At 35.7% G+C, this 26,441-nt stretch carries 30 protein-coding genes; 20 read left to right on the top strand and 10 right to left on the bottom strand.

Going from position 1 to position 26,441, the window contains the following annotated elements; all coding sequences use genetic code 11:
* Window positions 1-151: 151 nt before the first annotated feature.
* Both FW781_RS02525 and FW781_RS02520 read right to left on the bottom strand, forming a co-directional pair.
* Entirely contained in the window at window positions 152-1,198 is a 1,047-nt protein-coding gene (locus FW781_RS02525; RefSeq protein ID WP_149385970.1) for an HlyD family secretion protein, read from the bottom strand.
* Window positions 1,199-1,203: 5 nt separating this feature from the next.
* Window positions 1,204-2,460, bottom strand: a complete 1,257-nt coding sequence (locus FW781_RS02520) for a TolC family protein (protein WP_149387346.1) — start codon at window positions 2,458-2,460, stop codon at window positions 1,204-1,206.
* Between the two features lie 214 nt (window positions 2,461-2,674).
* Between FW781_RS02520 and FW781_RS02515 the strand changes: the two genes are divergently transcribed.
* Window positions 2,675-3,478, top strand: coding sequence for a helix-turn-helix domain-containing protein (locus FW781_RS02515; protein ID WP_149385969.1), 804 nt, complete (start codon window positions 2,675-2,677; stop codon window positions 3,476-3,478).
* 98 nt (window positions 3,479-3,576) lie between these two features.
* On the opposite strand, the gene rplI is transcribed toward FW781_RS02515, so the two are convergent.
* The 7 genes from rplI to FW781_RS02480 all read right to left on the bottom strand — a co-directional run bounded on the left by rplI (window position 3,577) and on the right by FW781_RS02480 (window position 9,494).
* On the bottom strand, window positions 3,577-4,080 hold the full coding sequence (gene rplI, locus FW781_RS02510; protein WP_077416925.1) for a 50S ribosomal protein L9: 504 nt from the start codon (window positions 4,078-4,080) through the stop codon (window positions 3,577-3,579).
* 110 nt (window positions 4,081-4,190) lie between these two features.
* A complete protein-coding gene (gene rpsR, locus FW781_RS02505) occupies window positions 4,191-4,493 on the bottom strand; it encodes a 30S ribosomal protein S18 (RefSeq protein ID WP_034706728.1) in 303 nt (100 codons plus the stop codon).
* A 32-nt stretch (window positions 4,494-4,525) separates the two neighbouring features.
* Complete coding sequence (gene rpsF / locus FW781_RS02500) at window positions 4,526-4,867, bottom strand: 30S ribosomal protein S6 (protein WP_047385290.1); 342 nt, start codon at window positions 4,865-4,867, stop codon at window positions 4,526-4,528.
* A gap of 147 nt (window positions 4,868-5,014) precedes the next feature.
* Window positions 5,015-6,367: a chloride channel protein gene (locus FW781_RS02495; protein ID WP_149385968.1), complete on the bottom strand. Its 1,353-nt coding sequence runs from the start codon at window positions 6,365-6,367 to the stop codon at window positions 5,015-5,017.
* Window positions 6,368-6,409: 42 nt separating this feature from the next.
* Entirely contained in the window at window positions 6,410-7,033 is a 624-nt protein-coding gene (locus tag FW781_RS02490) for a hypothetical protein (protein ID WP_149385967.1), read from the bottom strand.
* Between the two features lie 262 nt (window positions 7,034-7,295).
* Complete coding sequence (locus tag FW781_RS02485) at window positions 7,296-8,603, bottom strand: dihydrolipoamide acetyltransferase family protein (protein WP_149385966.1); 1,308 nt, start codon at window positions 8,601-8,603, stop codon at window positions 7,296-7,298.
* A gap of 63 nt (window positions 8,604-8,666) precedes the next feature.
* Window positions 8,667-9,494, bottom strand: coding sequence for an SAM hydrolase/SAM-dependent halogenase family protein (locus FW781_RS02480; protein WP_149385965.1), 828 nt, complete (start codon window positions 9,492-9,494; stop codon window positions 8,667-8,669).
* 133 nt (window positions 9,495-9,627) lie between these two features.
* On the opposite strand from FW781_RS02480, the gene FW781_RS02475 reads away from it, so the two are divergent.
* The 6 genes from FW781_RS02475 (at window position 9,628) to FW781_RS02450 (ending at window position 14,585) form a co-directional block, all read left to right on the top strand.
* Window positions 9,628-10,587, top strand: coding sequence for a PhoH family protein (locus FW781_RS02475; protein ID WP_149385964.1), 960 nt, complete (start codon window positions 9,628-9,630; stop codon window positions 10,585-10,587).
* 118 nt (window positions 10,588-10,705) lie between these two features.
* Window positions 10,706-11,368, top strand: a complete 663-nt coding sequence (locus tag FW781_RS02470) for a porin family protein (protein ID WP_149385963.1) — start codon at window positions 10,706-10,708, stop codon at window positions 11,366-11,368.
* Between the two features lie 146 nt (window positions 11,369-11,514).
* Window positions 11,515-12,012 (top strand): hypothetical protein, encoded by a 498-nt coding sequence (locus FW781_RS02465; protein ID WP_149385962.1) that lies wholly within the window; start codon window positions 11,515-11,517, stop codon window positions 12,010-12,012.
* Window positions 12,013-12,466: 454 nt separating this feature from the next.
* Window positions 12,467-13,111 (top strand): outer membrane beta-barrel protein, encoded by a 645-nt coding sequence (locus FW781_RS02460; protein ID WP_149385961.1) that lies wholly within the window; start codon window positions 12,467-12,469, stop codon window positions 13,109-13,111.
* A 71-nt stretch (window positions 13,112-13,182) separates the two neighbouring features.
* Window positions 13,183-13,845 (top strand): outer membrane beta-barrel protein, encoded by a 663-nt coding sequence (locus tag FW781_RS02455; RefSeq protein WP_149385960.1) that lies wholly within the window; start codon window positions 13,183-13,185, stop codon window positions 13,843-13,845.
* A 71-nt stretch (window positions 13,846-13,916) separates the two neighbouring features.
* Window positions 13,917-14,585, top strand: a complete 669-nt coding sequence (locus FW781_RS02450) for a porin family protein (protein ID WP_149385959.1) — start codon at window positions 13,917-13,919, stop codon at window positions 14,583-14,585.
* Between the two features lie 68 nt (window positions 14,586-14,653).
* Here FW781_RS02450 and ffh read toward each other — a convergent pair whose 3' ends face one another.
* Window positions 14,654-16,012, bottom strand: coding sequence for a signal recognition particle protein (gene ffh / locus FW781_RS02445; protein ID WP_047374403.1), 1,359 nt, complete (start codon window positions 16,010-16,012; stop codon window positions 14,654-14,656).
* Window positions 16,013-16,169: 157 nt separating this feature from the next.
* Here ffh and FW781_RS02440 point away from each other — a divergent pair, with 157 nt between their 5' ends.
* From FW781_RS02440 to FW781_RS02380, 13 genes are all read left to right on the top strand, one after another.
* Window positions 16,170-16,541 (top strand): hypothetical protein, encoded by a 372-nt coding sequence (locus FW781_RS02440; protein ID WP_149385958.1) that lies wholly within the window; start codon window positions 16,170-16,172, stop codon window positions 16,539-16,541.
* Between the two features lie 59 nt (window positions 16,542-16,600).
* Window positions 16,601-17,698, top strand: a complete 1,098-nt coding sequence (gene atpB / locus FW781_RS02435) for a F0F1 ATP synthase subunit A (protein WP_047374407.1) — start codon at window positions 16,601-16,603, stop codon at window positions 17,696-17,698.
* Between the two features lie 47 nt (window positions 17,699-17,745).
* Window positions 17,746-17,940: an ATP synthase F0 subunit C gene (gene atpE, locus FW781_RS02430; protein WP_002979108.1), complete on the top strand. Its 195-nt coding sequence runs from the start codon at window positions 17,746-17,748 to the stop codon at window positions 17,938-17,940.
* A gap of 82 nt (window positions 17,941-18,022) precedes the next feature.
* Window positions 18,023-18,520 (top strand): F0F1 ATP synthase subunit B, encoded by a 498-nt coding sequence (locus tag FW781_RS02425; protein ID WP_034695422.1) that lies wholly within the window; start codon window positions 18,023-18,025, stop codon window positions 18,518-18,520.
* 2 nt (window positions 18,521-18,522) lie between these two features.
* On the top strand, window positions 18,523-19,062 hold the full coding sequence (atpH, locus tag FW781_RS02420) for an ATP synthase F1 subunit delta (RefSeq protein ID WP_149385957.1): 540 nt from the start codon (window positions 18,523-18,525) through the stop codon (window positions 19,060-19,062).
* Between the two features lie 16 nt (window positions 19,063-19,078).
* Complete coding sequence (gene atpA / locus FW781_RS02415; protein ID WP_047385277.1) at window positions 19,079-20,656, top strand: F0F1 ATP synthase subunit alpha; 1,578 nt, start codon at window positions 19,079-19,081, stop codon at window positions 20,654-20,656.
* A 76-nt stretch (window positions 20,657-20,732) separates the two neighbouring features.
* Window positions 20,733-21,596: an ATP synthase F1 subunit gamma gene (gene atpG, locus FW781_RS02410; protein WP_149385956.1), complete on the top strand. Its 864-nt coding sequence runs from the start codon at window positions 20,733-20,735 to the stop codon at window positions 21,594-21,596.
* Window positions 21,597-21,865: 269 nt separating this feature from the next.
* Window positions 21,866-23,224, top strand: a complete 1,359-nt coding sequence (locus tag FW781_RS02405; RefSeq protein WP_149385955.1) for a hemolysin family protein — start codon at window positions 21,866-21,868, stop codon at window positions 23,222-23,224.
* 10 nt (window positions 23,225-23,234) lie between these two features.
* Entirely contained in the window at window positions 23,235-23,540 is a 306-nt protein-coding gene (locus tag FW781_RS02400; protein WP_052198612.1) for an ATP-dependent Clp protease adaptor ClpS, read from the top strand.
* 208 nt (window positions 23,541-23,748) lie between these two features.
* On the top strand, window positions 23,749-24,363 hold the full coding sequence (udk, locus tag FW781_RS02395) for a uridine kinase (RefSeq protein WP_045497309.1): 615 nt from the start codon (window positions 23,749-23,751) through the stop codon (window positions 24,361-24,363).
* 4 nt (window positions 24,364-24,367) lie between these two features.
* The gene (locus tag FW781_RS02390) at window positions 24,368-24,724 is read left to right on the top strand and encodes an FtsB family cell division protein (RefSeq protein ID WP_047374422.1); all 357 of its coding nucleotides are present in this window, start codon (window positions 24,368-24,370) and stop codon (window positions 24,722-24,724) included.
* A gap of 86 nt (window positions 24,725-24,810) precedes the next feature.
* Window positions 24,811-25,974, top strand: a complete 1,164-nt coding sequence (locus FW781_RS02385) for a methylmalonyl-CoA mutase family protein (RefSeq protein WP_149385954.1) — start codon at window positions 24,811-24,813, stop codon at window positions 25,972-25,974.
* 16 nt (window positions 25,975-25,990) lie between these two features.
* Window positions 25,991-26,440 carry a hypothetical protein gene (locus tag FW781_RS02380; RefSeq protein WP_149385953.1) on the top strand — a complete coding sequence of 150 codons (450 nt, stop codon included), beginning with the start codon at window positions 25,991-25,993 and terminating at the stop codon, window positions 26,438-26,440.
* Window position 26,441: the final 1 nt, after the last annotated feature.

Genomic DNA, 26,441 nt, shown 5'->3' with positions numbered 1-26,441 from the left:
AATATGCTTTAAGAAAAAATTTGCAGATTCGCTATTTGCAGTTTGCCTTTTCGCTAAAAAATAATTTATTCGTAAAATTTGAGATATGTTGATTGGAAGGTAATTTTGAATTCTAAAACTCTAAAACCCATAAACCTTTCTACACTCAAACTCATATCTTCTTGGCACTTACCAGAACATTCATTCCGGAAAGCAGTTTTTCGTTGTCTTTATTGTTGTCAAGAATGATTTTTACAGGAAATCTCTGTTCAATTTTCACAAAGTTTCCGGTTGCATTATCCGGTTTTACCAAAGAAAACTGGGATCCTGATGCTGGAGAAACAGAAAGTATTTTCCCTTTAAATTCCACATCGGGATAAGCATCCGCAGTAATGATGACTTCCTGATTCTGATCAATCTGTCCAAGCTGTGTTTCTTTGTAATTGGCAATGATCCATTTTTCTTTGCTGACCATCTGTACCAAAGCCTGACCCTCTTTAATCAGCTGTCCTTCCTGAATAGTCTTTTTTCCAACCCATCCATCATAAGGAGCGGTAATTACAGTATAAGAAAGATACAGTTTGGCATTATTCAGGCTTGCAGAACTCTGCTGGATCTGGCTTTTAACGGGAGCAACTTTAGTCTGCTGTTCATTCGCTCCGGCTCTTACTGCATTTTTTTGTTGTTCCAATGCTAAAAGATTGGCTTTTGACTGTTCGTACGAAGCCTTTACATTTTCAAATTCCTGTTCTGTGGCAGCATCTTCTGCAAGCAGGTTTTTATATCTTTTAAAATCCTGTTCTGTTCTCCAGATATCAATTCTTGCAGACGCAATTTTAGCATCAATGATCTTTGTATCGCTTTCTTTGGTGCTGACGCCGCTTTCAATAGTGCTGATGGTTGCTGTGTTAGCATGAAGGTTGGCTTCTGCCATGTGTACCTGATTCACAAACTCCCTGTTGTCAATGACGATTAAAGTATCACCTTTATGCACAAACTGATTTTCGTTAAACTGTATTGTTTTGATAAACCCTGAGACTTTGCTGGATACAGGCGTGATATATTGTTCGATCTGCGCATCATTCGTTGTAACATTTTTTCTCGAAAAAAGATAAAAGCTTACCATTCCCGTGATTCCGCTTATTATCAGGATCCAGGCCAGCAGCGTAATGGACTTGTTGATTCTTTTTTCCTTTTGTGTCAGTTGTTTCTGTGCCATAGTTTTTATAAGTTTCCAATCGTATATTGGAGTTGGTAATATTTAAGTTGTCTGTTGATTTTTACAGAAATAAGATTGGATTCTGCTTCAAGGTAAGTATTGTCGGCATCAATCAGTTCAGTGATAAGACTTAGTTTGTTCGCATACTTTGTTCTTACAATACGGTAGTTTTCTTTCGCCTGATTAATCGCTTCTTCAGCAATTTTTACCTTCTGGTCTGTTTCTTCAAACTTTTTATAAGCTTCATACACAATATGTCTCACATTTTCTTCATTTTCCTCTATCTGCAGCTTGGCAAGGTCAATGTTTTCTTTTGCTTCCTGCATTCTGTATTTATTTTTATACAGATTTTCGATAGGATAGGTGAGATTCACTCCTACCATTCCCAGACGGTATGCATAGGGTTCGGGAGGAAAGAACATCATGTTCGGATACTTTAAAAAATACTCTCCGCCAGCTGTAATTTTGGGTAAGTAATTCGCTTTTGTGATTTTTTGATCCAACTCTTTCAGTGAAAGATTTTTGTGGGTGATTTCAACAGATTCATTCTTGTTTAAAGCTGTTTCAGTCAAATCATCAATATAAGGTATCGCGGCATTTTCAGAAATAAGGTCTTCCGTATTCACATGCATTTCCTGAGTTTCCGGGAGCGAGAGAACCGTTTTCAGTTTGTGCTCTGCAATCTGAATATCGTTATCAAGCTCTGTCCAGCTCATTTTATGATTGGAAAGTTGCAATGAAGTTCTCAATACTTCATTCACTGTTACAACTCCGTTGGCTTTCAAGGATTTTACCTGTTTGATGTTTACAGAATCCTCCTTCATTTTGTCATTGATAAGACTTTGCTGCTCTTTTAAATGATGAATCTGCAGAAAAGCTGTAATGATTGCCATTTTAAGCTGTCTCTCATCCAGGTGCGTTTTTAAGGCTGAAATCTCAGTGTCGATAGCCGCCTTCTTTTCCGTATTTTTTATTTTACCACCCATGTACACCGGAATGGAAGCAGATAATGTAAAATCATACATCCCATTGATGACGTCATACTTTGTGGCTTTATTGAATACGCCATTCTGATGTTGAAACAGATTGGTTACCTGAGTATAACTGGTATGAAATTCAATGTCCGGAAGCTTTTCCATTTTAAGATCTTTCTCTCTGGTAGCGGACATTTCCTGTTTTAGATGACTTATCTGTATGTTTTTGTTGTTTTTCAGACCAATCTCTATAGCTTGTTCTAAGCCGAGATGCTGATAATCTATCATCTGTGAATGTAAAAAGCTGCTCAATAATAAGCACAACGCAATGCACAGATACCGGCACGCGTTAAATATGATATTCATAAATTAGTTAAAGGATTTTTGCTAAAATGATTTTGATGCAGCAAAGTTACGACGACAAGTATCGGACCTGATTTGTGAAAACAGAAAAAGATTTGCTCATTTACGCCAATTTGAAAATTCTTCTTATCTTTATTTTATGAATGACAGCCATTTTAAAGCAGTAGAAGAGGATGATGCCGAATTTTACATTTATCATGTCCTTACAGGCAACGTAACAACGGAGATCCATTACCACAGTTCTGCACAATTAGTATATGCAGAAGGAGGTATTGTGCATGTTTTTACAGATCAGAGGCATTGGTATCTTCCTGCAAGGTGTTTTATGTGGATTCCTGCCGGAACACCTCACTATATTTTTTCTACCAGTCCGAAAGTTGATTTATATAATTTTTATTTTAAGAAAGAAGAAAATGAAAATGGCTTTTTTGATGAAATCAATATCTATTCCGTTAATAATTTGCTTCGGGAAATGATTTTTCACACTAAAGACTGGGATGGGAAAATTACAAAAAATGACGGTTCAAAATATTATTTCCTCAAAGCTCTTAAAGGTATTTTACAGGAAAAAAAGAATAAACATCTGGCTTTCCCGATACAGCATCCTTTCCCAAAAGATGAAACACTGCTGAAGATAGCAAGATATATTCATGCGAACCTTGAGAAGCCTCTTACCATTGAATCTACGGCAAAAGAATTCGGAATGAGTACAAGAACACTTTCGAGGAAATTCAAAGAGATTTTGGGCATGAATTATATCCGTTTTCTACGGGCATTACGAATTACCCGTTCTCTTGAACTGATGTTGGAAGGAAAATACAATATGTATGAAATAGCGATGATGGTAGGGTACAATAGCCTGTCGTCCTTCAGTAATATTTTCAAAAAAGTAATAGGCATTGCTCCTACGGAATATCAGCAGAAACTGAGAGGAGATAAGTAGAGGAGGTAAGTTCCGGGGGAATACGTGTAATAGAAAAGAAAAACCACCTCAAATAATTGAAGTGGTTTATATGATGAGAAAATCTCAGTTGCTTAAAATTAAGCTTCTTCAGATTTAACTTCTTCTTTTTTAGCAGCAGGAGCAGCTACAACTGGAGCGTCAGATACGATATCGAATTCGAAATTGTACTCAACGTTTCTGTGTAATCTGATGTTTGCAGTTACTTTACCAGTTCTCTTAATAGTGTTCCCTGGAATTTTGATATATTTCTTCTCTACAGAAACTCCAGCTTTAGCAAGAGCAGCAGAAAGATCTGCATTGTTGATAGATCCGAATAATTTATCACCAGAACCTACTTTTGCAGGGATCGTGATAGAAGTTTTCTTCAATTGATCTACTACAGCGTTAGCAGCAGCGATTAATTTAGCTTCTTCTTCTTTTCTAGCTTCTAAAGTAGCTTCTAGAGCTGCTTTGTTTTTAGGTGTAGCTAAAAGTGCAATTCCTTGAGGAAGTAAGAAGTTTCTAGCATAACCTGGCTTTACGCTTACTGTATCAAACTCAAGTCCTAAGTTTTCTACGTCTTGTTTTAGGATGATATCCATTGTTGTTGTCCTTTTTAAAGATTTTAGAGTTATCTAAAATCAAGTTAGAATTAATTATTTATTCAGCAACAAAAGAAGAGATTGCTCTCTTCTTTTATTTATTTTTTGTCTTATTTCAATAAGTCAGCTACGTAAGGTAGTAAAGAAAGGTGTCTTGCTCTTTTGATAGCAGCAGAAACTTTTCTTTGGTATTTTAAAGAAGTTCCAGTGTATCTTCTTGGTAAGATTTTACCTTGCTCGTTTACAAATTGTAATAAGAAATCAGCATCTTTGTAGTCAACGTGCTTAATTCCGTATTTTTTGAATCTACAATATTTCTTTTCAGATTTTGTATTGATATCAAGCGGAGTAAGGAATTTTACTTCTGATTCTCCTCCAGCTGAGGCTTGTTTAGCCATTTCATCTATTGCCATGTCTTGTCTTTTTTAAAAAATAGGGTTAATAATTAAGCTTTAGCTGCTTTTACTTTAGTTCTTCTAGTTACAGCGTACTCAATAGCATGCTTGTCAAGTTTTGTAGTAAGGTAACGGATTACTCTTTCGTCACGCTTAAATGCTAATTCTAAATCAGCAACTACAGTACCTTCACCTTTAAACTCGATTAAAGTGTAGAACCCATTCTTTTTCAATTGGATAGGGTAAGCTAATTTTTTTAATCCCCAATTTTCTCTAGCAACGATTTCGCAGTTCTTTTCTTTGATAAGATCTACATACTTGTTCACTGCTTCCTCTACCTGTGACTCAGATAGAACGGGAGTTAAAATGAAAACAGTTTCGTAATTGTTCATAATGTTAAATGAATTTGTTAATTATTTCGAGGTGCAAAAGTAGAGAATATATTTCTTATATGCAATAGTATCAGCGAAAATTGCGCAGAAATATCTTCTCATTCAACAATAGATATCCGTGCTTTTTAAAGCTGGACAATCTTAGTATTACTCTTTTTCTCTTAATTCTGTTAAAAAATTCACCTTCAATACATCATACAACGAATGTCTGCTTACTAAAATAGAGGCAATGGAAGAAACCATTCCTGCCAGCATCAGATGGAATATCAATGAATGTCTGTCTGTCATCTCCAAAACAATAATTGCTGAAGTAAACGGAGCCCGGGTAATTCCTGTCAGAAAAGCTACCATTCCGGCTAGAACGACAACATTGGTTTCGTTAGGTGTTAAATGAATAGCTCCTGAAATAACAGATCCAATACTAGCGCCTGCAGTAAGAGCAGGGGCAAAAATTCCGCCAGCACCTCCTGAGGTAAAAGAAAGGGCAGGGCCAAGCATTCTTAGAACCGGAACATACCAGTCTTCATGCTTATCCTTCGTAAAAAGAACACGCTCCATAATTTCTTTCCCGGAGCCTAGAATTTCTCTGTTGATGAAATAAGCAATTGAAGCAATAATTAAAGCACAAATAATAAGGAATATAACATTGGCCTTATCGGTTTTCAGTTTTTTCTTCTTCCAGCTGTTGATTTTAAGCATCATAACGGAGAGCTGGCTGGCAAGGATGCCGGCAGTGGCCGCAACAAGTACAATGGGAAACATCACCATTAAAGAAACATCATTGGTCTTAGGATATCCCAGATATAAATAAGATCCGGCCAGTGTCTGTGCTGTAAGGCCGGCAATAATAACTGCGGTAAACAAGGCTGTTTTAAAGTAATTGATATGGGTTTTTGACAGTTCTTCCACAGCGAAAACAATACCTCCCAGCGGAGTGTTAAAAGCTGCTGCTAACCCGGCTGCAGCTCCTGTCATAATCATGTTTTTCTTGGAAATCTTTGGCCACCATTCGGGAAGATACTCGTTGACTTTTCTGAAAACAGAGCCTGCAATCTGAATGGTAGGCCCTTCACGTCCTACCGCACCTCCTCCGATGACCAGAATAACGGACGAAAGGATTTTGAAAAAAAGGATCTTAATGCTCAGAAGGTTTCTGATCTTGCGGTGCTCTTTCGGATTGGCGAGTTCTACAGCAGCCATTACCTGTGGAATACCGCTTCCTTTGGCATTGGGTGCGAATTCTTTCACCAGCCACCAGGAAAGTACAAATCCTATGGGAGCAATGATGAAGATCATCCATGCATGCCAGTCAAAGATAAAATTCATGAGATGTTCACCCCAGGCAAATACCTGTGCATACATTACAGCAAAAAAACCTGTAATAACAGATCCTATCCAAAAAGGAATGGCCTGAAGAAGATTATACTTCAGCTGTTCATTTCGGATATTGTCAAAGGAATTTTTGATAGATTTCCGTATCAGGATGAAAATTTTCAGCATTTGTCTGTTTTGAGGGATGAAATTACAGTAAAATTTTGGAAATTATATGTCGTTTAAAAACTTTGAGATGATTTCAGCGTTTTCAATCGTAAGTATTTCCGGTAAACCGAAGCTTAAAATATTATTTTTTACTTCAAGTTTGAAATTTTCATTCGGAAAGTTTTTTATAATTTCTTTTCTCTTTGGGTTTAAAAAATTCATGATTTTAAATTTATCATTTCCTATCACATAAAAATCTTTAAACTCAGAATCTGTAAAATTGACATTAAAACTGCTGAAGATTCCTGCAATTTTATCTATCAGTTTCTTTTTATTAATAGAAATGTATCCAAAATCTTCATCCAGATTTTTGAGCCCCCAAAGTTGTATCGTATCATATTTGCGTTCTAAATGTCCGCCTTTGGAATTTACTCCGACCTTACTGACAATAAAAAGATAGAAAGAATTGTTTTGACTTCGTTCTTGTACTAAATAACAAATTTGTGGGATGAATAACGGATATATATTATGAGAGCTGAATTGTTGATAGGGAGAATCTTTAATATCAACTACAGAAACGGAATAGGACTCAGAAAGCCGATCATAAGCCTTGGTAATTAATTTTTCATCTTCCTCTGTGAAATCAAAAAATCTTGTAACATCATATTTTCTATAATCAGGATCCATTTTTTCAGATAATATTTGATTTAAATTTAAGGCTAATCCAGGTAACTGCCAAAAAAGCCATTATAATGTAAGATTGTATTGGTTTAATTATTTAATATTTAAATTAATGTTTGTTTTATTGTATATATCGCATTTGTTTTGTTTGTTTTTTTTGATCTTTTGAACTTCAGGCAGATTTAATTTCAGAAAACAAAAAACCTCCGATAAACGGAGGCTTAATATTTAAAATCGGCAAAATTACTTATTGCTGATTGCTCATTACTTATATTTCTGTGTTCAGATCCCAGTTCTCAAGGTAGTCATGAACATGTTTCAGCATCATTCCTCCTAAAGAACCGTCTACCACTCTGTGGTCATAAGAGTGAGACATGAACATTAAGTTTCTGATTGCGATTACATCACCATCAGCTGTTTCAAGAACTGCAGGCTTCTTAACGATAGCTCCGATGGCTAAAATAGCTACCTGAGGCTGAGGAATGATCGGTGTTCCCATAAGGTTTCCAAAGCTTCCTACGTTAGAAATAGTATAGGTTGCACCCTGAGTATCTTCAGGTCTTAATTTCTTGTTTCTTGCTCTGTAAGCTAAGTCGTTGATAGCTTTTGCAAGACCAGAAAGTGATAGCTGATCAGCGTTTTTAATTACAGGAACAATAAGGTTTCCGTCCGGAAGGGCAGTAGCCATACCAATGTTGATGTTTTTCTTTTTGATGATGTTTTCACCGTTGATAGAAACATTGATCATTGGAAAATCCTGAATTGCTTTTACTACAGCTTTTACGAAAATCGGCATGAAAGTCAATTTCTCACCTTCGCGCTTTTCAAATACGGCTTTGTTTTTATTTCTCCATTTCACAACGTTGGTAACGTCTGTTTCGATGAAAGAAGTAACGTGTGGAGCAATTTGTTTTGCTTTTACCATGTTTTCAGCAATGATCTTTCTCATTCTGTCCATAGGAATGATCTCATCACCTGCGCTTACCGGAATCGTAGCTGCCGGAGCAGATACTGCTGGTTTCGGAGTGGATGCTGCCTGTGCAGGAGCCGCCGGCTGAACGGGCTGGTTTCCTCTGTTAGCAACATATGCTAATATATCTTCTTTTGTAATTCTTCCTTCCAAACCGCTTCCTTTGATGGATTTCAGCTCAGTTTCAGAAATGTTTTCCTGTTGTGCAATAGATTTTACGAGTGGAGATAAATAAAGGTCTCCTGAGAATTCTACATTTGAAGCAGCTGTTGTTTGTAAAGGCTCTTCAATCGCTTTTAAAGTGTCAGCATCCGGAGCAGTCGCCGGAGCTTCAGTTTTTACTTCCTCTGAAGCTGCGCCTTCTCCTTCAATTTCTAAAATAGCAATGGCTTCACCTACTTTTGCAACTTCATCTTTTTGCTTTAAAATTTTTACGATTTTCCCCGAAACTGGTGTCGGAACATCTGAATCTACTTTATCTGTTGCAATTTCTACTACGGAGTCATCCTCCTTTACGTTATCACCTTCATTGAATAACCAAGTGATAATTGTCGCTTCCATAACACCTTCTCCCATGGAAGGAAGCAATAATTTGTATTCTGCCATTTTTGATTTTTAGATTTTGACAAATATATAAAAAAAATCGGTTTTTTTATGAAATATATAATCTTAGCTGAATTCAATATAAATATTTTCGCCTACATTCAGTCCAAACAGGCTTTTGGCACCGTTTTTCTTGCTTCCTTTGTAGATGGTAAGCTCCAATAATTGGCTATCATTGAAAATAGCAGCAGACTGCCCGTGGAATTCTGTTTCCCTTTCCCAGTCTGAAACAACCTCTGTATGGCTGGAAAATATCCTCGAAAGACTTAAATTTCTGAATTTTATGGTAAAACTATCGTAGCCTTTACTGATATTTTCAAAAAAGTCTTTGTTGATATTTGAGATTATATTTCCGAAATTATCAATATAGGTCACTTCACCGATAATCATGCCTTCCGATTCATTATAAACCGCTCTTGGGAACATCAGTTGTTTGGCTGTACTTATTTTTCGACCTATGACTTCAGGGAGCCCGCCATTGGCAAGATGTACCGCTGCAGGAACAAAAATATCTGTAGAAGTAAAGTTGATGACGTCATCAAAACGGTTGTTCAGCGTAAGCTCATAGATAGCTTCTGGTTTAATATCAAAAAAGATAAGACTTAAAATACCGTTATCTGCTGCAAGAAAGTAGGATCCGTCGGCTTTATAAATAATATTTTTTCTTGATCTGTTGTAAAAACTGTCTACGGAAATGATGTGAATGCTTCCTTTTGGAAAATATTTATAAGCATTTCTTACAATATATGAAGTCTGTATAAGGTTGAATGCCTGGATATCGTGGGTTATATCAATAATATTAACCTCAGGGTTTAGAGACAGGATTTTGCCTTTCACAGCGGCAACTCTGTAATCTAAATTTCCGAAATCCGAAGTAAGGGTAATAATTGACATGAGCAATTTATAGAATAGTGTAGTATTGCAAAGTTATCTAAAATAAAAAGAAAGCCCGAAAGATTGTTGAAAAGAATTTGATATAAATTTGAAAAAAAGCTTTAATTTTAAAATCTAAAAATAAAAATACTGCATGTTTGAATTAACATATGATTTGGAAGATATCGATGCGAAAATCTTCTATGGAGTTAATAACCAATATTTCAACTTAATAAAATCAAGCTTTCCAACCATTAAAATTACAGGAAGAGATCATGTCATCTTTGCCATGGGAAATAAGGAAGCTTTAGATATACTGAAACAAAAACTGAATGATATTGTCAGTTTTATCTCCAAAAACAACTCAATAGGCCTGAAAGACGTTGAAAATATACTAAATATTAAAGACGAAAATGAGAAACAACTGGTTTTTGATCAGGATATTATCGTAAAAGGGGTCAACGGAAAAGTTATTAAGGCTAAAACAACCAATCTTAAAAAATTGGTAAAGGAGACGGAGAAAAAGGATATGGTCTTCGCGATTGGTCCTGCTGGAACTGGAAAAACATATACCAGTGTAGCATTGGCCGCAAGAGCTTTAAGAGATAAAGAAGTGAAAAGAATCATTCTGACAAGACCGGCTGTAGAAGCGGGAGAAAGTCTGGGATTCCTTCCTGGTGACCTTAAAGAGAAGCTGGATCCATATTTGCAGCCTTTGTACGATGCACTTCGTGATATGATTCCACATGAGAAACTGGAAGGTTTTATGGAGAAAAAAGTAATTGAAGTAGCTCCTTTGGCTTTCATGAGAGGACGTACCCTTGATGATGCTTTTGTGATTCTTGATGAAGCACAGAATACTACCCATGCACAGATGAAAATGTTCCTTACCAGAATGGGTATGAATGCTAAATTCATTATCACAGGAGATCCCAGCCAGATTGACCTTCCGAAAAACCAGCAGTCCGGGCTGAAAGAAGCAATGAGGATTTTAAGCGGAGTAAAAGAAATCGGGTTTGTACACCTTACAGAAGAGGATGTAGTAAGACACCCTGTCGTAAGAAAGATTATTCTTGCTTATAACGATGAAGATAAAAGACTAAGAAATGATTGATTCTAATAAGTGAAAGTTTCCGTTAACCTTTTATTAACCTTAAATTGGTTAGTTAAAATTTGTTAATTTGAAAAAAATAATTAGTTTTGCAGACCTTGAATGTAAAAACTAATTAAACATGAAAAAACTTTTACTTATTGCAGCAGTCGCTGTTATGGGAATTTCTGCAAATGCACAAGAATTCCGATTTGGTCCAAAAGCTGGTTTCGCAATGTCAACCATTAAACTGGATGATAAGCAAGATGATCTTGACGGAAGAAAAATGTCTCCTAAATATACCTTCTATATCGGTGGGATGGCTGAGTACAAATTCAATGATAACTTTGCTGTTCAGGGAGAGGTTTTATACTCACCACTTGGAGCTAAAGAAAAAATTGACGGAGTAAATGCTGGAGGAATGTATTTTGGGGAGTCAACTAAGATTACTTTTGGAACGCTTTTGGTTCCTGTTTCTGCAAAATACTTTATTACTGAAGGTTTTTCTGTAGCAGCAGGTGTCAACGTAGGACTTATTCTTACTGCTAAGCAAAAAACTGTAATCGGATCAGATTTCCTTGACGTAGAAATGGAAGGCGAAGGCGGTGATGTAGATATTAAAAAAGATATCAAATCTTTAAATCTTGCCCCTTTCTTAGGCGTTGAGTATATGCTGGAAAACGGTCTTTTCTTTGATGCCAGATACAGCTTAGGAGTATCCAACCTATCTAATGATAATAGCGGAGGTACTGTAAAGAACAGCTTTGCTCAGGTGGGTGTAGGTTTCAAATTCGGAGGAAACTAATTCTGAAAATCTTATTTATAAATAATAAAAAGCAGAACAATTTTTGTTCTGCTTTTTATCGTTACACGGATATCAGAGATCGGTTTTATCTTTATGATGAAAATAATTAGTACTTTTGCAGGGTAAAATTTAAAGCTACTAAAAAAATGAAAAAACTATTATTACTAGGTGCTTTTGCACTTTTAGGAGGTGCTGCTCAAGCGCAGGAAGGTTTTAAAATTGGTGGACATATTGGGGTTCCTGTGTCTGATGCAAGTGATGTATCTTCATTTACATTAGGAGTAGACGCTGCTTATATGTGGAACATTGCCAAAGGTCTTGACCTTGGGGTAACAACAGGATATTCTCATTTCTTCGGAAAAGATCACTTTGATGATTTCGGATTTGTTCCTGTAGCTGTTTCCGGTAAATACAGATTCTCCGGAGCACCTATCTTCGTAGGATTGGACCTGGGATACGGTATTTCTACAAAAGATGGAGTAGACGGTGGTTTCTATGCACAGCCTAAATTTGGATATCAAATGTCTAAAGGAGAATTGTACATCGGATACCAGTCAATCAGCAACAGACGTGACTATGGTTGGTACAGAGACAGCTGGAATGTAGGAGCTGTTAACATTGGTTATAATTTCTTTTTGAAATAAGAAAAGCAATTGCATATAGAACTCCGGCCGAAGGCCGGAGTTTTTTTGATACCCTAAAGCAGACTATACAAAAGAGCGGAAATTTTTGAAATAATGACCCTGCGGCGATCAGGAAAAGATAAAAACGATCTCAAATCATAAACATCTGTTTAAGTTTTAAGAGTTAATAACTTAAATTCTAATAGTTTAGGTTAATCAATTTTGGCATTTTTGTAGAATTCATGGGGTTTTAGTAAAAAATGTAAAATTTAAAAAAGTAAATATATCCTCCTCTCGTTAGTAAAATATGGTTTTTTTATTCATAATATTGTGAATAACTCAATGACTTCTCTTAAGTATGATTTATTTTAACAAAACTCTAAATTTTAACAATGATATTAATCACATTAACAAATTTTAATATTAGTGGGGACCACTGTAAATTTGCCCTCAGAAAGTATTAAAATTTTTTAAAATGAAAAAAATATTATTAGCGGGTGCTGTTGCACTTTTTGGTTTATCAAACGCTCAGATTGCTAAAGGAACTACATATTTATCAGGATCTGTTGGTTATTCTCAAGTAGAATCTAACAACGGTAATGATAAAAAAGAAAACTTCAACGTATTACCTACAGTTGGATATTTCGTAAACACTAACCTAGCAATTGGATTAGGAGTTGGTTACCAGACTGAAAAGAACACTATAACAACTACTCTTGGTAACACAGTAGGAGAAAGCATCACTAAGCAACCAGCTTTTGTTGTTGCTCCATTCGTAAGAAAATACTGGACTTTATCTGACAAGTTATATTTCTTCGGACAATTGGCAGTACCAATGCAGTTTGGAAAAACTGAAACTGAAACTAACACAGAGACTACAGTAGGAAACTCTACAGTTTATACTTCTACTTCTACTGAAGCTAAATACACTAAAATTGGTGTTACTGTGAAGCCAGGTTTAGATTATTTCTTAAACAAAAACTGGTCTATCGAAGCTACTATCGGTGAGTTCGGTTACAGCAACTACAAGCCAAAAGATGGTGATGCTACAAACAACTATAACTTCGGATTGAATTTATCTTCTGTAACTTTCGGAGTTAAATATGTATTTGCAAAATAATAAACAAAGCATATAGCAAGAAAGCCCTGAGAAACTCTTAGGGCTTTTTTTTATAAAACTAATATAATATCATGAAAAAAATCGTATTGATGGGCGCTGTTGCGCTTTTCGGTTTATCAAACGCACAGATTGCTAAAGGAACTTCTTATCTTTCAGGACAGGTAGGGGTTTATCACAAAGAAACCAATGAATTTGGTGGAAACAGAAAGGATAATGTAATCAGGATTCTTCCTACAGCAGGTTATTTCGTTAATCCAAATTTAGCGGTAGGACTAGGAGTAGGATACAAAAGTGCTGTTACAAAATACAAATTAGGTAATGTTGTTGATGGTAATCCGGTTGAAATAAAAAATACAGATAATGCTTTTGTTGTTGCTCCATTCGTGAGAAAATACTGGACTTTGTCTGATAAATTATACATCTTCGGACAGTTACAGGTTCCATTGGAGTTTGGCAAGGAAGAGGTGGATTTCAACAGTAATGGTAATGGTGGAGATCCTATACTTTCCGCTCCGTTTATGCAAAAAAATAACTATACTAACATTGGAGTGAATATTAAGCCGGGTCTGGATTATTTCATAACGAAGAACTGGTCAATTGAAGCAACAATAGGGGAGTTCGGATACAATACTTACAAAAGAGACATTGACGGGGCAAAAAGAGCTGATAGCTACAAATTTGGCATCAGTTTAACTTCCGTGACTTTTGGAGTTAAATATGTATTTACAAAATAATAAAAAAATAGATGAATTAGTCCTGAGATTGCTATCTTAGGACTTCTTTACTATAAAACTATTTAATAATCATGAAAAAAATCTTATTAGCGTCTGCAATCGCTTTATTTGCAGGTTTAAATGCGCAAACTACTTTTGGGGTGAAAGCGGGTTACGCTTTATCAAAATTGAATTCTAGTGAAGGAGATTTTGAATTTGGTGGATTTGAAGCAAGTTTAAAATCCAAGTCAGGATTTTATGTTGGTGGTTTGGTTGAACATAAATTCAATAATAAGTTTGCCGTTCAGGGAGAGGTAGAATATGCCAATCTTGGCGGTAAAGCAGAAGTGGGAATATCAGGTACTGGTTTTACCTTGACTGAAAAGATGAACCTTAACAGAATCGTTATTCCTGTATCGGCAAGATATTATGCAACTCCGGAACTGGGTATCTATGCAGGTCCGTATGTGAGTTTTAAGACCAATAACAAGGTGAAATTTGAACTAAATGGTCCCAATGCCGGGATGGTAGATCCTTCAGGACTTAAAGAAGGAGAGCGTTATTTAGAAAGAGAACTGAATGATGGTTTAAAATCTACCGATTTTGGGTTATTCCTAGGGGCTGACTACAACATTCATAAAGGATTATTTGTAGATGCACGTTACAGCTTTGGTCTTACGAATATGATCAAAAATCCTGTAGATGGTGAGACATTGAGAATGAATTTCTTCCAGCTGGGGCTAGGGTATAAGTTTAAATAAACCCATATTCAGATAAAATAAAAACTCTCAGAATTTCTGAGAGTTTTTTTATGAATGATTTTGTCTTGTTATTTTCCCATTCCGCCCATTCCCGGCATATTTGGCATTTTGCTCATCATCTGCATCATCTGCTTTCCTTGAGGGCCCTGCATCATCTTCATCATTTTACCCATTTGGTCGAATTGTTTCATCAATTGATTTACATCTTCGATTTTTCTTCCGGCACCTTTAGCAATTCTTCCTTTTCTCTGAGTATTGATGATAGAAGGTCTTCTTCTTTCTTCAGGAGTCATAGAGTAGATAATTGCTTCGATGTGTTTGAATGCATCATCACTGATCTCTACATCTTTGATCGCTTTTCCAACACCAGGAATCATTCCCATTAAGTCTTTCATGTTACCCATCTTCTTGATCTGGTTGATCTGTTTTAGGAAATCATCAAAACCGAATTCGTTTTTAGCGATTTTTTTGTGAAGTTTTTTAGCTTCTTCTTCATCAAACTGCTCCTGAGCTCTTTCTACCAAGGAAACAACGTCTCCCATTCCCAGGATTCTGTCTGCCATCCTTTCCGGGTAGAAAAGGTCTAAAGCTTCCATTTTTTCCCCTGTAGAGATGAACTTGATTGGTTTTTCAACCACAGAACGAATCGTCAAAGCAGCTCCACCACGGGTATCACCATCTAATTTAGTTAAAACAACCCCATCAAAATTCAAAGCATCGTTGAATGCTTTGGCCGTATTCACGGCATCCTGACCTGTCATTGAGTCAACTACAAATAGCGTTTCATTTGGTTTAATGAAGTAATGAACGGACTTAATCTCGTTCATCATCTGCTCATCAATTGCCAAACGACCTGCGGTATCCACGATCACAACATCATGACCGTTTGATTTTGCAAAATTAATTGCGTTTTCAGCGATCGTAGAAGGATTTGTAGAACCTTCTTCCGTGAAAACAGGAACCCCGATCTGCCCACCTAAAACTTTTAGCTGGTCAATCGCAGCAGGACGGTAAACGTCACATGCTACCAATAAAGGTTTTTTATTTCTTTTTGTTTGTAAATAATTAGCAAGCTTTCCTGAAAATGTAGTCTTACCAGAACCCTGAAGACCTGCAATAAGGATTACGGATGGCTTTCCTGAAAGATTGATTCCCTCTTGAGAACCTCCCATAAGGTCTACCAATTCATCATGAACAATTTTCGTCATCAGCTGTCCCGGTGTAAGGGAAGTAAGAACGTTCTCTCCTAATGCTTTATCCTGAACTCTTTTAGTAAGATCTTTTGCAACTTTATAGTTAACGTCGGCATCTACCAATGCTCTACGGATCTCCTTTACGGTTTCCGCCACATTGATTTCGGTAATTTTTCCTCTACCGGAAATATTGTGTAATGCCTTGTCTAATTTATCCTGTAAACTATTAAACATATGTATTGTAAATTATAGGTTTGCAAAAATAAGGAATTTTTAGCATATCTAAAGTGTTCGGGACGTAATATTATATAGATAAGAAAAAATGATATATATCAAATCTTATCATAATACGATAGAAAAAGTCTATTTTTGCCATCAATTAAAATTTAGAATGAAAATCAATCCCAATATTCTTGTTGTCATTTTATTCTTTCCGACGTTCCTGGTACATTTTTCTCTTTGGAAATTTGTTTTTCATCTGGACGAAATTGTGATCATTAAATTTTATCTTTTTCTAAGCGTCATGTTTATGATGATGATCACTCTTATTATCTTAATCAATAGAGTAGCGCCTGAATTTTTAGGATTGTCTGTCATTGGTTTGATTCTTTTAAAATTCGGTTTGATGTACTTAATCAGAAAAAAACTGAACTTTGAAGTGATTCCAGGCTATAAATTCCATTTTATCATCCCTTATTTTGTCCTGACAGCACTGCTTACATACTATGCGATCAAGCTGATTAATCATGATAAAAAACAGTAAAATAATTTATTGAAACTAGAAAAAATATCATATTTTTGCACAACGAAAAAAACCTATCAATGTTTAAGAAATTCGCAGTTTTATTCTACAGTATTTTTGTATTAAACTTAGTGTCTGCACAGCACGGTGAGGCTACTGCTGGGGCAGCTCCTGCTCAAGAGCTTTCAGAGAAAGACAAAGTAAGCAAAGAAAACAAAGAGTTCATCGATCATCACTTGTTGGATGCACATGATTTCACATTGATGGTTGATAAAGACGGTCACCACATCGGTTTCCCTCTTCCTGTTATTGTATATGACAACGGTTTTCACTCTTTCATGAGTAACAAAGAAGGGTTCATGCACGGAGAACCTACTGAAGTAGATGGTTCTTTTTATGTGTTGCACCATGAGAAAATTTATAAGACTGATGCAGCTGGAACAATAACTCTTGATGATCACGGTCACCCGACTAACGAAAAACCATTAGATCTTTCCATTACAAAAAGTGTACTGATCATTTTATTGGTATCAATCTTTATGTTAGTGTTATTCGGTGGTATGGCTAAGTCTTATAAAAAATCAGTGGTTCCTACAGGTGCTGCAAGATTTTTAGAGCCGTTAATCATTTTCGTAAGAGATGAAGTTGCTATTCCAAATATCGGACATAAGTATAAGAGATTTATGGGGTATTTATTAACGGTATTCTTCTTTATTCTTTTTCTTAACGTTTTGGGATTAATGCCTTTCGGAATCAATGTTACAGGTAATATTACAATGACATTCTTCCTTGCGATCCTTACGTATTTGATCACAACATTCTCAGCTAACAAAGATTACTGGAAACACATCTTCTGGATGCCGGGAGTTCCTGTTCCAATGAAGCTGATCATGCTTCCTATCGAATTATTAGGAACAATCACTAAACCATTCGCTTTGATGATCCGACTTTTTGCAAACATGACTGCAGGTCACATCGTAGTAATGAGTTTGATCGGATTGATCTACGTATTTAAGAATTTTATTGCAGGTGTTGCATTCCCGTTCCTTACATTGGTAATTTATTTACTAGAGGTATTGGTAGCGTTCCTACAGGCTTATATCTTTACAATGTTATCAGCTCTGTTTATCGGAATGGCAGTAGAAGAGCACGAGCATGAACATCATGCAGCTCACTAATTGAAATTATAAATTAAAGTAAAACAAATTTTTTAAAATTATATATTATGGAAATCCCTAAAATTGTAGGTGCTGGTATCGTAGTACTAGGTGTAGGTATCGGTCTTGGTAAAATCGGAGCTGCTGCTCTTGAAGCTATCGCTAGACAACCTGAGCAATCTGGAAAAATCCAAACAGCTATGCTTATCGCAGCTGCACTTGTAGAAGGTGTTGCGTTTGCTGCTCTATTCGCAGTAAACTAATTAAAATCAAGCCATTATCTGTGACGGTTGGTTACAGGTAATGGTTCTTTAAAAAAGTAATAATTATTTATACATTTATATAATGGAATTAATTCATCAGTTTTCATCAGGATTATTTATTATCCAGTCTGTTATTTTTCTAGCATTATTATTTTTGTTAGGTAAATTCGCTTGGAAACCTATTTTAACGTCTATCAATGACAGAGAAACATCTATTGTTGATGCTCTTAATCAAGCTAAATTAGCGAGAAAAGAAATGGAAACTTTAAAAGAGGATAACGAAAGAATCATTCGTGAAGCTAAAATCGAAAGAGATGCTATCCTTAAAGAAGCCAGAGAAATTAAAGACAGAATCGTAGGGGAAGCTAAAGATGTTGCTAAAGCTGAAGGAGACAAAATGATCGAAGCTGCTAAACAGACGATCAATGCTGAGAAAAATGCTGCTATGGCAGACATCAAAACTCAGATTGGTACTTTATCTGTAAACATTGCTGAGTCTATCCTGAAACAAAAATTAGACAACAGCGAAGCTCAAAACGAATTAGTTCAAAATTATTTAAACAAATCAAACCTTAACTAAGAATGCTTACATCTAAAGTAGCTAAAAGATACGCACAAGGTTTACTTGATTTTACCAATGAATCAGGTCAAACGGCTACTGTATTTTCAGAAATGAAAGATGTAGTAAAGATCATGAAAGAGTCTGCGGACTTAAATAAATTCTTCATGACTCCTTACATCGATTCTAAAAAGAAAATAGAAGTAGCAAACGAGATTTTCAAAGGTTTATCTGTTTCTTCTCAGAATCTAATCAGATTGGTGATTAAACACGGACGTGAAACCCAATTGAAAAATATCGCTCAGGAATTTATCAACAAAGTAGAAGACCTTAGCGGTGTACAGAGAATAACTCTTACTACAGCAACTCCGCTTTCAAAAGAGAACCTTGATCAGATTTTAAGATCTACCACTCTTGTAAACGCTGATTCAAACTTTGATCTGAAAGTAAATGTAAAGCCTGAAATTCTTGGAGGATATGTTCTAAGAGTAGGTGACCAGCAGGTAGACGCGTCTGTGAAGACAAAATTGAACCAAGTTAAAAAAGATTTCCAATTAAATTAAGAAAAACAACCATACAATGGCAGAAATAAATCCGGCAGAAGTATCTGCGATCTTAAAACAGCAATTGGCCAACTTCGATACTCAATCAAACGTTGAGGAAGTAGGTACAGTTTTAACCATCGGTGATGGTATTGCTCGTGTATACGGGTTAGAAAACGTACAATACGGAGAGTTGGTGAAATTTTCTAGTGATGTAGAAGGTATTGTACTTAACCTTGAAGAAGACAACGTAGGTGTTGCTCTACTTGGTGAAAGTAAATTAGTAAAAGAAGGTGATACAGTAAGAAGAACAAACAGAATCTCTTCTATCAAAGTAGGAGAAGGTATGTTAGGAAGAGTAGTAGATACTCTTGGTAACCCTATCGATGGTAAAGGTCCTATTACTGGGGATTTATACGAAATGCCATTGGAAAGAAAAGCTCCTGGAGTTATCTTCAGACAGCCGGTAACTGAGCCTTTACAGTCTGGTATCGTTGCAATTGACGCGATGATTCCTGTAGGAAGAGGTCAGAGAGAGCTTATCATTGGTGACAGACAGACAGGTAAAACTACTGTTGCAATTGATACAATCATCAACCAAAGAGAATTTTTTGATGCAGGTAACCCTGTATATTGTATATATGTTGCAATCGGTCAGAAAGCTTCTACCGTTGCACAAATCGTTAAAACTCTTTCTGATAAAGGAGCTTTAGCATATACTGTAATTGTTGCGGCTAACGCATCAGATCCAGTTCCAATGCAGGTATATTCTGCAATGGCAGGTGCTTCTATTGGTGAGTTCTTCAGAGACACTGGTAGACCAGCACTTATCGTTTATGATGATTTATCTAAACAAGCTGTTGCTTACCGTGAGCTTTCTCTACTATTGAGAAGACCACCGGGCCGTGAAGCTTATCCTGGAGACGTTTTCTATCTTCACTCAAGACTATTGGAAAGAGCAGCAAAAGTAATCGCTGATGATAACATTGCTAAGCAAATGAACGATTTGCCGGAGTCTCTTAGACCAATCGTGAAAGGAGGAGGTTCATTAACTGCACTTCCAATTATTGAAACTCAGGCTGGAGACGTTTCTGCATATATCCCTACCAACGTAATCTCTATTACAGACGGACAGATCTTCTTGGAGTCTGATCTATTCAACTCAGGGGTTCGTCCTGCGATCAACGTAGGTATCTCTGTATCGAGAGTAGGAGGTAATGCTCAGATCAAATCAATGAAAAAAGTTTCTGGTACTCTTAAGTTAGATCAGGCTCAATATAAAGAACTAGAGGCGTTTGCTAAATTTGGTTCTGACCTTGATGCTTCTACTTTGGCAGTTATCTCTAAAGGAGAAAGAAACGTAGAAATCCTTAAGCAGCCGGTAAATGCACCACTTCCTGTAGACAGTCAGGTAGCAATCGTATATGCTGGAACAGAAAACTTAATGAGAAACGTTCCTATCAGAAAAATCAAAGAATTCCAACACGAATATATCGAATTCCTAAGATCTAAGCACCCTGATACAATGGCTGCTATTAAGGCTGGAAAAATCGATAACGATATTACAAGTGTTCTTAAGCAGGCTGCTAATGATTTAGCTTCTAAATACAACTAAAAAATTCAATGTTTAAGGTTTAAAATATAACGTTTTAAGCCTTAAACTTTAGACCTTAAACTTTGAACCCAAATTAATGGCAAACTTAAAAGAAATACGAGGCAGAATTACGTCAATTTCATCTACGATGCAGATTACCCGTGCTATGAAAATGGTTTCCGCTGCGAAACTTAAAAAAGCACAGGATGCAATTGTAATGCTAAGACCCTATTCTGAAAAACTACAGGAACTTATCCAGAATGTAAATTCTAGTTCAGATCCTGATCAGATTTCTGTATATGCTCAGAAAAGAGAGGTTAAAAGAATACTTTTCATCGCTGTTACTTCAAACAGAGGCCTTGCGGGAGCTTTTAACTCTTCGATTGTAAAAGAGCTTAACCTTCAGTTCCAGAACAATTCTCAATATGAGATTGAAGTTCTGCCGGTAGGTAAAAAAGTATATGATGCTGTAAGAAGAAACCGTGCGGTATATGCTAATGGAAGTGTTGTTTATGATAATCTGAACTTTGATACTGTTGCTCATATTACTGAAGGAGTAATGACAAGTTTCAGAGAAGGTAAATTTGACGAGGTATATGTTATCTATAATAAATTCGTTAATGCAGCTACTCAGGAAGTAATAACAGAACAACTTCTTCCAATCTCAATGCCTGAGAATACAGAAGCACAGGTAGAAACAGATTATATTTTTGAACCTAACAGAGCTGAGATCCTGGATAATCTGATTCCAAAATCTATCAAAACTCAGGTTTTCAAATCAATCCTTGATTCAGTAGCATCTGAGCACGGAGCGAGAATGACAGCAATGCACAAGGCTACAGATAATGCTGAAGCGTTGAGAAATGATCTGAAGATCTTCTACAACAAAGCAAGACAGGCAGCAATTACCAACGAAATCTTGGAAATTGTTTCCGGAGCAGAAGCTTTGAAAAATTCATAAAGAATTATTTTAACATACTATTAAAGCACCGAATTTATCGGTGCTTTTTTTGTTTTTATAAGATTAAAACTGCTGTTTACCATTCAAAAACGGTTTTTTTATGCAGAAGTGAAAGGATGCCCTCAATTGTTTTTTTTATTAAAAAACAACGGTATTTTATCGCTTCATTTTCTCTTTCAAAAAATCCTCAACCAAAATAATCTATCCCGGATTCAGGTTATTTTTATTTTACATATCTTTGTACCTAATAAAATTTATACAACCTCTAAATGGACTCGGACATAGTCAGGCTTTTGCTGGCCTTATTTCTTGTTTTACTAAATGGCTTCTTCGTAGCCGCAGAATTTTCAATTGTTAAAGTTCGTTACTCACAAATTCAGTTAAAAGCTGCAGAAGGCAATTCTATGGCTAAACAGGCAGAACATATCATCAAACATCTTGATGAATATCTTTCCGCTACACAATTAGGAATTACATTAGCATCCCTTGCCCTTGGTTGGGTAGGAGAAAGTGCCCTGCATCATATTGTTGAAAACATTTTCATATCTCTGAGTATTGATCTTACTCAGACAACAATTACTACAATTTCAGTAGTGACCAGTTTTGTGTTAATCACCATTATGCACATTGTATTTGGTGAACTTATCCCAAAATCAATTGCGATCAGAAAATCTGAAGCCACTACAATGGCAACAGCTGTTCCACTAAGGTTTTTTTACACTATTTTTAAACCGTTTATCTGGTTGATGAACTCCATGTCAAATGGTTTCCTTAGATTGGTAAAAATTCACCCGGCTTCCGAACAGGAAATTCACTCTACAGAAGAACTTCAGCTTTTGGTAAAACAAAGTGCTGACAGCGGAGAGATTGAAGAAGAAAACTATGAGATCATCAAAAATGCATTTGATTTTACCGATCATTCTGCTAAACAGATCATGGTTCCTAGACAGAATATTACTTCCATAGATTTTGAAGAAGATGTTACGGATATCATCAATAAGATTATGGACAGCGGGTATTCACGTATTCCGGTATATATTGACTCTATTGACAATATCATCGGGATTTTCTATACAAAAGAAATCATCAGGGAATTTGTCAAAAGGAAAGGAAACCTGGATCATGAAGACCTTAAAGATTTAATGCGTGATGCCTTTTTCGTTGTGGAAAGTAAAAAAGTTTCAGACTTACTGAAAACGTTCCAGCTTAAAAAGCAGCATATCGCTGTCGTTATTGACGAATTTGGTGGAACTGAAGGAATTATTACATTAGAAGATATTCTGGAAGAACTTGTGGGGGAGATTCAGGATGAAGAAGACGATGAAGAAAAAATCGTTGATAAAATATCAGATAATACCTATTGGGTACAGGCTACGCAGCCTTTGGACGAAATCAATGAATTCCTGCCTAAAAAACTGCCGCTTTCAGAAGAAAGTGAGTACAATTCATTAGCCGGATTCATTCTTTATGAGCTGGAAGACATCCCGGAAGAAAACCAGGAATTTGATCTTGAGAACTATCACTTCAAAATTCTGAAAATGAATAATAAAAGTGTAGAACTTGTGGAACTGGTCTATGAAGAACCTAATGCTATAGATCATTTGGCAGATAAAATTGGAGAAGTTTAAAACAGTTAGAATGAATTTTTATAACAGCATAAAAGATTATGAAGATCCAAAGCGCCAGTATGAGGAAGAAGTCCTCGTTCTGGATGATACGGATGAAGTTTATAAACTGGTACTGCATAATGACGATATTCATACATTTGATTATGTAATAGACTGTCTTATTGAAATATGCAAACATACCCTGGAGCAGGCTGAGCAATGTACGATTCTTGTTCACTACAAAGGTAAATGTACCGTAAAAACTGGCTCAATGGATGTTTTGAAGCCTATGCATGAAAAATTAATTTCACGCGAATTAACAAGCGAAATTGTATAAAATAAAAACCGGCAATAAATTTGCCGGTTTTTTTATTGAATCCGAAGGGGAAAGTTGAGGAATATCAATATATGACAAAGAGTAGCAGGCTTCCGGAAAATCTTTTACTCTTTACATGCTTTAATCTTTTAATTTCTCAATACTCTTACATTGTCATATTTTATCTAAAATAGTATATTTGTACCAACTATAAAGAAACAAAAAAATAATGCTTGTAATAGGAATTGCCGGTGGTACAGGATCCGGCAAAACTACAGTTGTTGACAAGATACTTCAGCAGCTTGATATTGAGGGAATGAATATCCTTTCTCAGGATAATTATTATCACGACAACCAAGGTCTTACCTTGACAGAAAGAGAAGCTCTGAATTATGACCATCCCAAGTCGATAGATTTTGAATTATTAATAAAACATGTGAAAGCTTTAAAGAATAATGAGCCTATTGAACAGCCCATTTACAGCTTTGTCACTCATTCCAGAACAGGAGATCATGTCACTGTAGAACCTAAAAACGTATTGGTAGTAGAAGGAATTCTGGTTCTTACCAACAAAGAATTACTGAAAGAATTTGATTTGAAAGTATTTGTTCATGCAGATTCTGACGAAAGGCTGATCAGGAGGATCAGGAGAGACACCCAGGAAAGGGGAAGAGATCTGAGCGAAGTATTGCACCGTTATCAGACTACATTGAAACCAATGCATCAGGAATTCATAGAGCCATCTAAAAATGATGCCGATCTTATTATCCCTAATATGAAGCAGAATTCCGTAGCGATTGATTTTTTAACTACTGTTATTAAAAACTCGTTGAAAAAACATTAAAAAAATGGAAGAAAACAACCTTATCAAAGACATTCAGCCGAAATCTGAAACATTCAAACTTATACAGAAATATGTTTTGAACAAGTATACCATTACGATCTGTCTGTTTTTGGTATGGATGATTTTTTTCGATAAAACCTCATTTCTTGTAATCAATGAACTGAATGGTGAAATCAGGAAGTATGAAGAGCAGCTGGACTTCTACAAAAAAGAATACGAAAAAAATGATGCTTTTTATAAAAAACTGATGAACAACAAGTCGGAGAAAGAAAAATATGCAAGAGAAAATTATTTTATGAAAAAACCGAATGAAGAGATCTTTATTTTGGTGGTAGACAGCACAAAAGTTGCTAAAAAATAATAAAGTTGAATAGAATTACGTCAATGATGAAACGTGTTTTTAATTTTTAAAAATTCACTCTTGACAATTCACAAATAAAAAAACTAATGTCAAATACAGATATATTTTCAAACTGGGAAAATTTAGTCAAAAAACAACTTAAAACAGAGGATATTTATCCTGTTTTAGAAAAGCAGAATCTGGAAGGAATAGTGGTGAAGCCTTTTTACACAGAAGTTCAGAAGCCTTTGGTAAATCTGCCTAGAGTTGAAGAAAGCACCCATTTGGTAGCACAATATCATGAAAGTTTAGAAGAAGAAGTATTTGCATTTATCCTTGATCATAATGTAGAAAATCTTGATCAGAAAACCCTTTTTGTCAACAACAAAGAATTGGCAGGGCACATCAGTCCTAAAGAAGAAGATCAGTATTTTTCATTGATTGACATTTTTAATGAAAAAGAAGGAAGTATAGACGACCAGCTGGCCAAAGAATTACTGGCTAAAGACTTTAAAAGAAATATCTGTGTTGATATCTCACTACATCAGAATGCCGGAGCAGCCATTTATCAACAGCTTGGTATTGCGCTGGCAAAAACTAAAGAGCTGGTAGAAGCTTATGGTGCTGAAATTTTGAATAAACTCATCTTCAGAATAGCAGTAGGAGGAAATTATTTCTTTGAAATGGCAAAACTGAGAGCCTTTAAAATCGTTTTTAACCAGCTTTCCAAGGAATATGGACTGGATGAAATTCCATACATCTTTGCAGAGACTTCACTGAGAAATAAAGCCATTTCTGACAATGAAAATAACCTGATCCGCTCTACATTGGAACTTGCTTCCGCAATGATCGGAGGAGCTGATGCGGTTTTCACCAATAATTATCTTGTAAACAGAAGTACGGATAACTCAGAAGAGATTTCTTTCAAACAGCAGATTGTGCTCGCTTACGAAAGCATCATCAATGTATTTGAAGATGCTGCGAACGGGAGTTACTATATTGAAGATATTACGAAACAGTTTGCAGACAAATCATGGGCATTATTTATTGAAATAGAAGAAGCAGGAGGTTATCTTGAGCTGTTAAAACAAGGCATTGTTCAGAAAAAGATCTATGATCATGCAATTGAAGAACAGCAATGGATTGAAGAAGGGAAAATAAAGCTGATTGGAGTGAATTTATACCCTAAATTGGACGTTAAAAAATCTATCGGGGATCTTTACAACGAAAAAGAGATAAAAGCCGTTCGCTGGGCTGAAATGTTTGAATAAAGCATCCCATAATACCATGAAAAAAAGCTTACTAATTTTCTTTTTATCGTTTTTCGGACTACTTTTTTCACAAACAGAGAAAGATCTGTACGGAAAATGGGGCGGAATAGATGCCGGTAATTATGGGTCATTTACATTTTTTGATGATGGCTATGTGAAGGTACAACTTAATGGATTGGATATTGATGGTAGAAATCATGTAATTCCTGATGGACCAAACAAAGGTAAAGTTGCACATGTAAAATATACTACTGATTTTTCAAAGAAAATTATCAAATTCAGTTTAGTTGCATCATATAATGATTTCAACAATAAACCTGAAGAGAGTAAATTTTTAAACGGCCTTATTAAGTTTATTAATGAAAATGAATTTCTGCTATTCTTTGATTTCGAGAATGAAAATCCGGAAGATATAGATCCTACATCCCCAAATGTAATAAAGCTGCATAAAGAAAAAAGCTTATAAG

It is taken from the genome of Chryseobacterium panacisoli, assembly GCF_008274625.1.
In the GTDB taxonomy this organism is placed as follows: Bacteria; Bacteroidota; Bacteroidia; order Flavobacteriales; family Weeksellaceae; genus Chryseobacterium; species Chryseobacterium panacisoli.
This window is presented reverse-complemented; position numbering and strand designations above follow the sequence as displayed.